This is a genomic window from Pseudomonadota bacterium, assembly GCA_023229365.1.
Lineage (GTDB): Bacteria > Myxococcota_A > Polyangia > JAAYKL01 > JAAYKL01 > JALNZK01.
Genome location: JALNZK010000150.1, coordinates 1 through 11,619, shown reverse-complemented (window position 1 = coordinate 11,619; position 11,619 = coordinate 1). Strand labels below are relative to the sequence as shown.

The following is an 11,619-nucleotide window of genomic DNA, read 5'->3' as shown; positions in this document are numbered from 1 at the left end:
CGCGGAGCTGGAGCGGCTCAGCATCGAGCTGGCCTTGCCCGCCGAGCCGGGCCGTCCGGCGTTCAGGATCAGCGCCCGCGACACGACGGACAGCGAGTTCTTCGCCGCCGCCCGCGACGCCTACTTCTGCTGTCCGTACTGCTCCGAGTTGCACCCGCGAGAAGCGGAGGTCTGCCCGGTCAGCCGCGATCCGCTGCGGGAGATCCACAAGCTCTCCGGCCGCATCCTCGACGAAAAGTACCAGATCCGCGCCCCTCGCGGCGTGGGCGGCATGGGCACGGTCTACGAAGCGCAGCACCTGCTCATCGACCGGCGCTACGCCATCAAGTTCCTCGATGTCGATCTGGCCCGGAGCTCGCAGAGCGAGGAGCGGTTCTACAACGAGGCCCGCGTCTTCTCCACCGTCGGCCACCCCAACCTCGCCGAGGTTACCGACATGGGCAGGACAACGGAGGGCATTCCGTTCATCGTGATGGAGCTGCTCGAAGGGTGCAGCCTGGCGCAGCTGATGCTGGTGGGGAGGCGCTTCACCCCTGCCGCGGCCGTCAGCTTGACGATCGAAGTGTTGCGCACGCTGGTCGCGGTCCACGCAAAGGGGATCGTTCACCGGGATCTCAAGCCCGGCAACCTGTTCCTCGTCGGCGACCTCGCGGACCCGCGGCTCAAGATCCTCGACTTCGGCATCTCGCTTCTGCTCTCGGCGAATGAGCAGCGCAAACGGGTGACCCGAGACGAGGGCGCGTTCGGCACGCCGGAGTACATGTCTCCGGAGCAGGCCGAGGGCAGGCTCGACGTCGACCAGCGGTCCGATCTGTTCACCGTCGGTGAGATCCTGTACGAGATGCTCACCGGGCATCCGGTGTTCGACGGCCCGAACCCGTTGTCGGTCTTGGCTGCGGTGGCGGAATGCGCGATCGAGCCCCCCAGCCGGTACGCCGACGACCTCGATCCCGATCTGGAGCGAACATTGCTGCGGGCGATTGAGCGGGACCCGCGGGACCGCTTCCAGAGCGCGGAGCAACTCCTCGTGCCGTTGCTCGCGTTCGCCCGGCAGGACGACCGGTTTCGAGACGGTCGGATCCTCGACCTGGGCGGCAGTCCTACCATTCGCGTCACCTCCGCGGTACACTCACGCCAATGAGCACCGAGCGCCGCAGGCACCAGCGCTACAGCATCATGGCCCACGTCCGCGTGACGCGCGGCACGGTCAACTACGTGCTGGACGTCACGAACATCAGCCTCTCGGGCGCGTTCGTCTCCACGCTCGGGCTGCCCCACACGGCCGCCTTCCGCGCCGGACAGTCGATAGAGCTGAACATCTTCCTCAGTGAATCGACGGAGAACGTCCGCGTTTTCGGCCGCATCGTCCGCACGGTGGAGCGCGACGATCCGCCGGCGAGCGGTTTCGGCGTGGAGTTCACCGACGTGGATGACACGGCCCGGCTCGGCATCTCCCTCCTCGTCGAGCTGGCGCGCACCTCCGAGGCACCCAGCCCGCCGCCGCTGCCGACCTCGAAGCTCGGCCGCTGATCGGCCGGGGCTACGCCTCGTAGAACATTGGCTCGCGCTGGGTCAGGAAGCGGTTGATCCCGTCGCGGTGCGCTTCGGCGAGCGAGGTGAACTGCACGCCCATGCCGGGCATCAAGTCCGGTGTCGTCCGATTGTACTCGCGGATCCACCTCACCATCCCCTCGGCGGAAACCAGCTCGCCGTCCGGGAGCGTGAAGCTGATGTACAACAGCGAGCCCACCGGGCGGCAGTCGTAAGAGGCGAGGAAAAGGCCCCCTTCGGAGATGTCCTCCGTGAAGCCCGTGTAGAAGTTGGACTCCGACTGGAAGCCGATCTCCGTGTCGATGGAGAACCTCTGCACGCTGCGTCGGGGGTCGGGCGGGACCTCTCCATGGGTCGTCGCCGCGGGAGCGCCCGGCAGGAGCGATTGACGCTCCTGGACCCTGGAGATCGGGTAGAGGAGCGCGAGAGTCTTGGCGATCGTCTTCGTGGCGTCGGTCAAGGCCGGATCTTCTCCGCCGATCTCCTGCATCTGCTCGAGCGTGGTGCGCAGGAAGCCCATGGCCGTGCACACGCCCGTCGCGTGATCGGGATCGCTGGGCTGCGACGACTGGACGGCGAACAGGGCACCCACCGCCTTGGCGATGGACGCGGATACGTCACCCACGTCGAGCCCCGGGTTGCCGATGTCCTGGATCCGGCCCAGCGCCTGGCCGAGCATCTCGCGCGCCTGCTGCGCAGGGCGCGTCGCGTTCAGGTAGGCTGTTCCCTCGCTCATCGCCGTTCCCCTCGATGCGGTCCGACACTGGAATCGTGCGCTAGCTTGTACCATATCGGTGACACGGCGAGAACGCCAAACCAATGGATTCCGTACGGCAACGCGTTGACTCCGCTGCGCTCCATCGGTTTTTCGGCGGCCGGCAACGGCTTTTCAAGCCGTGGGTCGGCTCGGAGCGTCCCTCTCCGGGTCCCCGACGGCGCCTGGCGAGCTCATGGCGCGCTCTTTCCGAGGCAGCACTTCTTGTACTTCCTGCCGGAGCCGCACGGGCACGGATCGTTCCTTCCGATCTTCGGCCCCTCGCGCATCTCGGAGAGCGGCGGCAGCCCGCGGCGTTTCCTCTTCCGGTTCTCGGTGTCGCGGCGGAACAGCCGCTCCTCGTCAGCGAGTTGCTCCGCGTCCTCGACCCGGCCTCCGGTGCGCAGCACCGCCGCGAGATCCTCCGCGATCGTGTCGCGTATGTCCCAATCCGTTCCGGACCAGTAGAGCGCCTCGCGCAGCTGGCTCACCGCTCGCGTTTCGTCGCCGGCGAGCAGGGACACGACCCCGTCTGCGAAGAGCGTCTGCGGGTGATGCGGATCCTCCGCCAGGCGTTCCGCCGAGAGCCGCATCGCCTCTCCGTGTCGGCCCGCGCCGGCGAGCAGGGCGGGGAGCGAACAGCGCAACGCGTTGCTGTCGAGGGCGTCGACCCCTCGGGCGGCGAGATCGACGGCTTCCTCGTACTTCCCCAGCTTCGAAAGATCGATCGGCAGCTCGGTGAGCCAGAACGAGACGTCGAAGTCGGTCGCGTCGGAGAGATCGTCGAGCGCGCTCTCGTCGCGCGCTGCCGCCGAGAGGATGTCCAGGGCGAGGAGGCGCTCGTTCTCCATGCGCTCGGGTGCGCCGACTTTCCGGAATCGCCGGGGATGGAACATGAACCGCCCATCGTCCTCGTTCTCCAGCAGCTCCCCTATCCGGGAAGCGAGCGGCTCGAGCTCGGGTCGAAGGGGCGGCTCATCCGGCTGCGGTCGATCGACCTCGGTGGTCTCGACCTCGGCGTCGGTGCCGTCCACATCCTCGTCTTCCCCGTCGTCGTCTAGGCCATCGCTTTCGTACCAGTCTTCGTCGCCATCCGCCTCGTCGTCCTCGATCTCCGGGTACTGGGGCGGCGGCGCGCCGATCGACTCGATGATGCGTGGGTACTCGACACCCGCCTCGGCCCGACCGAACCCGACGACCTGCACGTCGTGGCGCAGCTCGTCCCCGAAATCGAACACGTACACGAATCGCTTCTTCACAACGAGGTCGATGGCGCCGAGCCGGGATTCGTCGGCGCGGTGCCGCGCGCCGGAGTCGATGTGGCCGAACTCGAACGTCGGGTCGTGCGCCCGGTTGTTCAGGAAGAACGCGTACAGGTGGGCGTTGTCCAGGTCGAGCGCGTGCTGGATCGCGAGGTGCACGTCGTGGAGGGTCTGCTCCTCGGTGAACTCGATCACGCGTTTCACGGCGCGGTCGCGCCAGGGGACGATGCTCAGGGATATCGTCTGCATTGCTCACCTCGTCGTGAACGTCAGTTGTCGCGGCTCCTCGCGCTCCGGTTCGTCGGAAGTGTCCTCGTGGATCACCTGCGCCACGACGCGCTCGGTGACGTCGGCGAGGTACGCGCGCAGCGTCTCGGCGACCTCTTCGAACTCCGGCCACAGCGTCTCGCGCACGAACCTCTGGGAGACGCGCGCCATCACCGTCGTGTGCCTTTGCCCCCGATATCGGTAGAGAGCGATCCCGTAGCGGCGCAGCAGCGCCACGAACACCTTCTTCGACCACTGATCGCCGAGCGTGAACTTGTATTCGACCGGCGGGTCGACCTTCTCCGCGGTCCGCAGCCGTTCGAGGATGCGCTCGCGGGCACGACCCGCGGCGTCGCGCTCGCCAGGGGTCGAGGCGCCCGCGTGCAGCGCCTCGATCAATCTCAGCTTCGCGATGAGCTTGGCTTCGTCCATGGTGGTCACCGCGCACTTCTCCGACGCTGCGAAGGAGGCGGCCTCCCTCCTGACAGGTGCCCGAACAGCGCGGTGAGCGCTTCCATGAGAAGGGGCGACGGAGCTTCCGCGAGCGCGCAGACGACGCTGCGCGGTTCGAGGTGCACGGCGAGGGCGTCGCGCACCTCGACCTCCGTGAAGAAGATCTCTCGGGGAATCCCGCCGAGCTTCGAGAACACCGCGACGACCTCGAACGCCGCCGCGTCGAGCGCCCGCTCGCCGTGCAGGATCTGCATGCCGACGATGATGCCGTTCGGCTCTGCGACCGCGACGAGCGCGCGGAGCTCGTCGTCCATGTCCGCGACCGAGATCGGCGCGACCGGGCAGCCGACGTGCCACGCGGCATCCATGATGGGCAGCCGCGCCAGCGCGGTGCGGTCGAGCATCAGCGTCGCCGGCGCCGGCCGCTGTCTCGGTGCGGGAACGATGAACGGCTCCACCGACACTTCGAGGCTCCCTTCCGTTCTCACGATGCGCAACGCGGTCTCGAACGAGCCGGCGAGCGGCAGGATCTTCTTCTCCAGGGCCGCGAGGATCGCGTCCATCAGCGTCCCGAGCAGTGCGAGGTCCTCGTCCGTGGGGTTCGCCGGCTTCTTGAACGGCCGCTTCGCGATCGCCCACGGCGCGAGGGCGTCGCGCTTCGGCCTCGCTCCCGCCCGCAGGATCGGCGCGCGGACCTCCTTGGGCATGCGCCCGTACTGCTCGAACATGCACGACAGGGCGTCGACCTCGGACGAGAGCCGCACGCCCATCTCGCCGTTCGTCAGCGCGCGGACGTGCTCGAACGCGTGGTCGCCGCGGTATACACCGAGGCCGTACTCCTCGCCGCCCGCGCCGAGGACGCTCGCTACGAGCGGCGCGCTTGCCCCCGGCGGGTAGACGGCGAACGGCACCATGCTCTCGATGAAAACCCACGGCGTCGCGCTGTAGAATCGCATCGCGGCTTCGTAGTACGCGAAGCACGCAGCGCTCGCGCCCGTTGACGAGCCGTGTCTCTTCGAAGTCCTTTTCTGCGACATCGCTCCTCCGTTCGAGTGCGGCGGACTACCACCGATCATCGGCGTACGCGGCGGCGTTTGGTTTCGCCGTGCGCCTTGGTGCCGGCCTTGCCACGGGTTCTTCGCTTCGCGGGAGAATCATCGCCGCCGGCGAGGCGCACGCGCGTCGCGAGAGCTCGCTGATCCGAAGCGGCGCGAGCGCCGTCTTCGGTGAGGGAGAGCCGCTGAAACGGAATCACCACGCCGTCCTTCTCGAACTCGTCCTCGGAGACATGCAGGAGACCGGCGCGGCGCAGCGCCTCCACGATCATCTCGAACCGCCGGCGCTCTACGAGCCCCTCGCAGCGTTCGCGGAACAGCGTCCCCTTGGCTTGTTCGCCGCGGGTCTCGAGGGCGGCGAGAAGGCGCTTTATCGCCTTGAGCTCGGCCTCCGTCGGCGCCCGGCTCGAGGCCGCCTCGGCGACGGACGCTCCCGGGGCGCAGGCGTCGCACAGGCCGCACGGGCGGCCCGAGTCGTCGGTGTCGCCGAAGTGCCGCACGAGTTGGAGCATGCGGCAGGCGGGTGATCGCGTGAACCGCTGCACCTCTTCGAGCTGAGCGATCCTTTGGCGGCGCTGCTCCTCGTACGGTCCTTCCCAATCGGCGCGGCCGCGGGAGATGCGCCCGCCGCCCCCCATCTCGGCGCCGCCGTGGATCCGGAGCTTCTCGATCGCACGGGAGAACGCCTCGTCGCCGAGCTTCGTGTCCTTGCGCAAGAGCTCCGCGTCCGCTGGCTCGACGGCGAGCCTGCGGTAGAGGCGCTTGAGCAGCGCGGTCTCCGGGTAGTCGCGCGCGAGGAAGAACTCGTGGGTCTTGCGATCGGCGAACGAGTGCAGGAGCACGGCGCGCGCGGGTTTTCCATCGCGGCCGGCGCGGCCGATCTCCTGGTAATACCCCTCCAGGCTGCCCGGGAGCGCCGTGTGCAGCACCGTGCGCACATCCGACTTGTCGATCCCCATGCCGAAGGCGATCGTCGCCACGACCGCCGCCACCTCGTCGGACCGGAACGCCGCCTGGACTCCGGCGCGCTGCTCGGCGGCCATCCCCGCGTGGTAGGCCGCGGCGGCGAGGCCGTTCGCCGAGAGCATCGAGGCGAGCTCCTCCGCGGCCCTGCGGGTCGGCGCATACACGATGGCCGGCAGCCGCCCGGGCTGCTTCAGGATCGCGAGCGCCGCGGCGCTCCGCTCGGGGATGCGCCGCTCGGCGACCTCCACCGCGATGTTTTCGCGCCTGAAGCCGTGGATGAACCGCCGCGCGCCGGGCATGCCGAGCTGGGCCGCGATATCCTCCTGCACGCGGGGCGTGGCGGTCGCCGTGAGCGCCAACACCGGCGCTGCCCGCAGAAGATCGAGCCGCTGCCCGAGCAGCCGGTAGTCCGGGCGGAAGTCGTGTCCCCACTGCGAGATGCAGTGGGCCTCGTCGACCGCGATGAGACCGGGCGGTGTCCTTCCGAGAAACTCCGGGAACCCGGGCACGGCGAGGCGTTCCGGGGCGATGAACAGGAAGTCGATCTCGCGCCCGGCGTACGCGACGCACGCGGTGCGGGAGTCGGCCCGATCGCGCCCGGAATGGATGCGCTCGGCCCGGAGGCCCAGCCGCACGAGCCCCGCGACCTGATCTTCCATCAACGCGATGAGCGGGCTGACGACCAGGGTCACGCCGCCGCGGGCGAGGCCTGGCAGTTGGTAGCACAAGGACTTGCCGGCGCCGGTGGGCATGACGAGAAGCGCGTCCTCTCCGCGGGCCACCGCGCGGCACACCTCGAGCTGGTGCGGCCGAAAGCGCGACAGCCCGAACCGCTCGTTGAGCAAGTCGCCCAGCGTCCGGTCGATGGAATCGCCGTTGAGGGAGGAAGAGGAGGACCTCACTGTCTTGGCGCGCGCCACGGCCGGAACATACAGGAGCGCGAGGATTCCGACAGCCTCGGATTCGTCATTCGCTTCTGCGATCTCGCGCCAAGCCGCCACGCACACTCTCCATGAGGGGAGGACGCAAACCCGCCTGCGATGGCTTGCCTGGAGAGGGGCTGAAGGATGCCTTTCGAGTACCGCAAGGAAAAGCTTCACCCATGGCTGTTGCGTGTTTCCGTGCTGGGCGAGCCCGAGATCTCACCGGAGCGTTATTGGGCAGCTCAGGAAAGGGTTTTGCCGGGATCGAGGCGACTCGCCGGGGGTGCGGAGCCCTTGCCATTGTATCGGACGGCCAGGATCGTGATGTCGTCGGATTGTGTCGCCCCCGAGACGAAGTCGGCGACGGAGTGTACGACGATCTCCACGGTCGCCGCCGGCTCCCGTCCCTCGCAGGTCCCGGCGATCTCCTTCAGGTGCGCGTCCGAGTAGAGCTTCCGGTCCGGGTTCATCGACTCGGTGACGCCGTCCGAGTAGACCAGCAGCGTCTCCCCCGCTGCCAGACGGACTGCGCGCGTCTCGTACTTGGTGTCGGGATCGATCCCGAGCACCAGGCCCTCCGGGACTGGCAGCCAGTCCGTGGCTCCGTTCGTTCGGATGAGCAGCGGCGGGTTGTGCCCGCCGTTCGAGTAGCGCAGCTCGCCGGTCCGCAGGTCGAGCACCCCGCAGAACACGGTGACGAACATCGTCTCGCTGTTCTCTTGGCACAGCTCGCGGTTGACTCGCGCGAGCACCTCGGAAGGCGAGGTGCCGAACGAGGCCATGCTCTTTATCAGCGTCTTCGTGACGGCCATGAACAGCGCGGCCGGGACGCCCTTGTCCGAGACGTCGCCGACGGTGAAGAACAGGTGGTCTTTGTCGGTGAAGAAGTAGTCGTACAGATCGCCGCCGACCTCCTTGGCCGGCTCGAGGTACCCCTCGAGCGCGAGCTCCGAACGCGTGAGGTCAGCGGGCAGGCGCTTGGGCAGCAGGCTCATCTGGATCGTGCGGGCGATCTTCAGCTCGCCCTCGATCCGCTCTTTCGCGGCGGTGGTCTGCGCGAGGTTCGCGATGTGCTCCTTGAGGGACACGCGCATGTTCTCGAAAGATCGCGAGAGCGCGCCGATCTCGTCGTGCGACGGAGACTGCGGGATCTCGGCGTCCAGATTGCCCTCGGCGATGAGCGCGGTCGAGTCCGCGAGCCGTCGCAGCGGTCGGACGACCCGTCGGATGGCGAGCGCCGCGGAGATCAGCGAGAGCACCAGTATCGCGAGCCCTCCGAGTAGCGGGGGCCACAATTTGCGCAGGAATATTTCATCGACCGAGGTCAGAGGGATGTCGGCGCCCAGGACGATCGTTCGGCCGGCCGGCGTCTTCGAGGTCACGAAGATCGAGCGGAAGTCGCCGTACGGGGGGTCCTCGTATTCCGCGAAGGCCAGATTGTCCTCGCGTGCTTTGTCATCGAACAGGTCGCGCAGCACGGCGGGCGGCGGGTGGTCCTCCGTCCAGGGGTGCAGAAACAGGTTGTCAGGCTGATCGGCGTGGAACTTTCGGTTGCCCGACTTCCATTGCTCCGCTTCCTCCGCCGTGGGGCTGTCGATGACGAAACAGTACTCGCCACCCTTGCAGAGCTCCCCGTCCTGCTCGACCAGCGTATAGAGAAAGGCCAGTCCTTTGCAGGACGCGAGCTCGTACAACGGGACCATCGTGTCCTGCAGCGCGCGGCCCTTGAGCTGCTCTCTTCCCGCCAGGGCATTATCGTGGAACGAGCCGCCGAGATCGTTGGCGGAGAGATGCTGTCGCAGCGCGAGGGCACCGTCGAGGAGGTCGTAGTCCACCTCCGTCATCGCGAGCGTCTTCTCAGTTCGGTAGCCCCACAAGGTGAACGCGGTAGTGAGCAGGACGTTGAGGGCGATCACCACCGTGAAGATCCGCCCACGCAGGGACATTCTCGACCAGCTCAGCGTCACGCCCGCCGTCCTTCCCGCACGCTCACGACTGCCCGCCGATGCGCACCTCGAAAATGGTCTCGTTCTTGTCGCCGACGCGGCGGTAGTCGAAGCGGTCGACGCCCTTTACCGCCAGGAAGATCCCGAGGCCGCCGGTATTGCGTTCTTCGAGCGGCAGGCTCAGATCCTCTTCGGTCGGCAGCTCTCGTGTGCGCGGGTCGAACGCCGGCGCCCAATCCTCGAGCACCACGACGAGGGCCCCGCCGGCGACCTCGGATCGGAGCGCGAGCCGGCCGTCCGTGCGGGAGGGACCGTAGCCATAGGACACGACGTTGGTCGCGATCTCGTCGAGCGCGAGCTGCAGGGCGTAGGAGCGCTGCGGGTCCAACCCGGCGCGCACCGCCGCCTCGCGCGCGAACGCCCGGATGCGCTCGAGCGATTCGAGCGTTGCGGGGAGGGTCAGCCGGTCCGTTTCAGTCATCTTCCCGCCTAGGTCGGCGCGTAATCGTCCTGGACGACGACGCTGCGGTGGAAGCCGCTCATCTCCAAAGTGTTGCGCACCGGGCCCTGCGCCCCGACGACGTAGATGACGACGTTGGCACCCATCTTCTGCCGCGCGAAGATCAGCACACGCAGCCCGGCGCTGGCCATGAAGCCGAGTTCCTTCATGAACAGGACGAGGCGCCGTGGGCCGCCCGCCGCAGCCTTTTCCACCAGCTCCTTGAACTGCGACGCGGACGCGGCGTCGAGCTCCCCGCCGAGCGTGATGCGCGCTTCGTCTTCGGTCGTCTCGAACGTTGCGTTCAACGCCATTCGTTCCTCCTTCGCGTCGGTCCCGTCATCGACCGACCAGTATTACCACGGACCTCCCCCCGACGAGAACCGAACCCTGGTCCGCGAGCCGCGGCTCCTTTCCCGGCGGGTGGATGTCGTCGGGCGAGGACATGCTCGTGTTCGTCGAGACGTGCCAGCTCTTGCCTCGCGGCAGGCCTGGCAGCTCGAACGGGAGCGCGTCCCAATACATGTTCATGGCGACGTAGATCATGTCGTCCTTCGCGTTGCCGTTCTTCGCGTGGTCGCCGCAGAGCAGGAACGCCAGCACGCGGCCGTCCCAGTCTGCCTGCCACGCCCGGATCCCATGCCAGGAGATGTCCGCGTAGCCGCTGCCCCGATAGTCGCGGTTCTGGAAATGATCCCGGTTGCGCAGCGCCGGATGCGCGCGGCGGAAGGCGATCACGTTCCTGAAGAACCGCAGCTGGTCCGCGTTGTGCTCGGCCGCCGACCAGTCCAGCCAGTTGAGCTCGCCGTCGTGGCAGTAGGTGTTGTTGTTGCCGTACTTCGTCTGTCCGACCTCGTCGCCCATCAGGACCATCGGCACGCCCTGACTGACCATCAGTACCGCGACGGCGTTCTTCATCTGCCGGCGGCGCAGCGCGAGAATCGCCGGGTCGTCGCTCGGGCCTTCCCAGCCGCAGTTCCAGCTGAAGTTGTCGTTCGCGCCGTCGTCGTTGCCCTCGCCGTTGGCCTCGTTGTGCTTGCCGTCGTACGACACCAGGTCGTTCAGGCAGAAGCCGTCGTGGCAGGTGGCGAAGTTGATCGAGGCCGTCGGTCCGCGACCGGAGTAGAGCTCCGGCGAGCCTTGGATCACCTCGGCCATCGCGTGCGCCTGGCCCGCGTCGCCCTTGAGGAACCGGCGCAAGGTGTCGCGGCACTTCCCGTTCCATTCGGCCCACCGCCCGTAGGCCGGGAAAGAGCCCACCTGGTACAGGCCGCCGGCGTCCCACGCCTCCGCGATCAGCTTGCACTTGCCCAGGACGGGATCGAACGCGAGCGCCTCGAGCAGCGGCGGATTGGACAGCGGGGCGCCCCACGGATCGCGCCCCAGCACCGAGGCGAGATCGAAGCGGAAGCCGTCGATGTGGTAGTACGCCGCCCAGTAGCGCAGCGCGTCGAGCACGAGGTTGCGCACGATCGGGTTGTTGCAGTTCAGCGTGTTCCCGGTCCCGCTGAAGTTGTAGTAGTAGCCCTCCTTCGTGAGCATGTAGTACGTCGCGTTGTCGATCCCGCGGTACGCGATCGTCGGGCCGTTCTCGTTCCCTTCCGCGGTGTGGTTGAAGACCACGTCCAGCAGCACCTCGATGCCGACTGCGTGGCACTCCTTGATCAGGTTCTTCAGCTCGTCGGCCACCATCGTCCCGTCGCGCGTCGCGCCGGTGGCCGCGAGCCCGGCCTTCGGTGCGAAGAAGCCGAGCGTGCTGTACCCCCAGTAGTTCATCTTGCTCCAGCGGCGGGTCTCCGCGTCCCAGCGACCGTTCGCGAGCTCGTCGAACTCGAAGATCGGCATCAGCTCGACGCAGTTGATCCCCAGCGACTGGAGGTACGGCAGCTTCTCGCGCATCGCCGAAAAGGTGCCGGCCTGCGCCTGGGCGACGCCCGACGAGG

Annotated in this window: 11 protein-coding genes; 2 read left to right on the top strand and 9 right to left on the bottom strand. The window is 67.7% G+C overall.

All coding sequences use genetic code 11. The features are described from left to right. Positions 1–34: 34 nt before the first annotated feature. Positions 35–1,141 (top strand): serine/threonine protein kinase, encoded by a 1,107-nt coding sequence (locus M0R80_28440; GenBank protein MCK9463567.1) that lies wholly within the window; start codon positions 35–37, stop codon positions 1,139–1,141. After that, positions 1,138–1,530 carry a PilZ domain-containing protein gene (locus tag M0R80_28435; protein MCK9463566.1) on the top strand — a complete coding sequence of 131 codons (393 nt, stop codon included), beginning with the start codon at positions 1,138–1,140 and terminating at the stop codon, positions 1,528–1,530. Before M0R80_28440 ends, M0R80_28435 begins: the two co-directional genes overlap by 4 nt. 10 nt (positions 1,531–1,540) lie before the next feature. Here M0R80_28435 and M0R80_28430 read toward each other — a convergent pair whose 3' ends face one another. From M0R80_28430 to M0R80_28390, 9 genes are all read right to left on the bottom strand, one after another. Then, positions 1,541–2,287 (bottom strand): PilZ domain-containing protein, encoded by a 747-nt coding sequence (locus M0R80_28430; GenBank protein ID MCK9463565.1) that lies wholly within the window; start codon positions 2,285–2,287, stop codon positions 1,541–1,543. Positions 2,288–2,499: 212 nt separating this feature from the next. Further along, the gene (locus M0R80_28425; GenBank protein MCK9463564.1) at positions 2,500–3,816 is read right to left on the bottom strand and encodes an SEC-C domain-containing protein; all 1,317 of its coding nucleotides are present in this window, start codon (positions 3,814–3,816) and stop codon (positions 2,500–2,502) included. Positions 3,817–3,819: 3 nt separating this feature from the next. Beyond that, positions 3,820–4,266 carry a hypothetical protein gene (locus tag M0R80_28420; GenBank protein ID MCK9463563.1) on the bottom strand — a complete coding sequence of 149 codons (447 nt, stop codon included), beginning with the start codon at positions 4,264–4,266 and terminating at the stop codon, positions 3,820–3,822. Between the two features lie 5 nt (positions 4,267–4,271). Continuing rightward, positions 4,272–5,324 (bottom strand): hypothetical protein, encoded by a 1,053-nt coding sequence (locus tag M0R80_28415; GenBank protein ID MCK9463562.1) that lies wholly within the window; start codon positions 5,322–5,324, stop codon positions 4,272–4,274. A 35-nt stretch (positions 5,325–5,359) separates the two neighbouring features. Beyond that, the gene (locus M0R80_28410) at positions 5,360–7,309 is read right to left on the bottom strand and encodes a RecQ family ATP-dependent DNA helicase (GenBank protein MCK9463561.1); all 1,950 of its coding nucleotides are present in this window, start codon (positions 7,307–7,309) and stop codon (positions 5,360–5,362) included. A gap of 164 nt (positions 7,310–7,473) precedes the next feature. After that, a complete protein-coding gene (locus tag M0R80_28405) occupies positions 7,474–9,177 on the bottom strand; it encodes a PP2C family protein-serine/threonine phosphatase (protein MCK9463560.1) in 1,704 nt (567 codons plus the stop codon). A gap of 43 nt (positions 9,178–9,220) precedes the next feature. Then, positions 9,221–9,658 (bottom strand): ATP-binding protein, encoded by a 438-nt coding sequence (locus M0R80_28400; GenBank protein ID MCK9463559.1) that lies wholly within the window; start codon positions 9,656–9,658, stop codon positions 9,221–9,223. 8 nt (positions 9,659–9,666) lie between these two features. Continuing rightward, positions 9,667–9,990, bottom strand: coding sequence for an STAS domain-containing protein (locus M0R80_28395; protein ID MCK9463558.1), 324 nt, complete (start codon positions 9,988–9,990; stop codon positions 9,667–9,669). Between the two features lie 25 nt (positions 9,991–10,015). Continuing rightward, on the bottom strand, positions 10,016–11,619 hold a 1,604-nt coding region (locus M0R80_28390), incomplete at its 5' end, for an alpha-amylase family glycosyl hydrolase (protein ID MCK9463557.1).

Bases quoted from the DNA above. Each gene is read 5' to 3' on its own strand.
- M0R80_28435 (MCK9463566.1), top strand. From the start codon at position 1,138: ATGAGCACCGAGCGCCGCAGGCACCAGCGCTACAGCATCATGGCCCAC.
- M0R80_28430 (MCK9463565.1), bottom strand. From the start codon at position 2,287: ATGAGCGAGGGAACAGCCTACCTGAACGCGACGCGCCCTGCGCAGCAG.
- M0R80_28425 (MCK9463564.1), bottom strand. From the start codon at position 3,816: ATGCAGACGATATCCCTGAGCATCGTCCCCTGGCGCGACCGCGCCGTG.
- M0R80_28420 (MCK9463563.1), bottom strand. From the start codon at position 4,266: ATGGACGAAGCCAAGCTCATCGCGAAGCTGAGATTGATCGAGGCGCTG.
- M0R80_28415 (MCK9463562.1), bottom strand. From the start codon at position 5,324: ATGTCGCAGAAAAGGACTTCGAAGAGACACGGCTCGTCAACGGGCGCG.
- M0R80_28405 (MCK9463560.1), bottom strand. From the start codon at position 9,177: ATGTCCCTGCGTGGGCGGATCTTCACGGTGGTGATCGCCCTCAACGTC.
- M0R80_28400 (MCK9463559.1), bottom strand. From the start codon at position 9,658: ATGACTGAAACGGACCGGCTGACCCTCCCCGCAACGCTCGAATCGCTC.
- M0R80_28395 (MCK9463558.1), bottom strand. From the start codon at position 9,990: ATGGCGTTGAACGCAACGTTCGAGACGACCGAAGACGAAGCGCGCATC.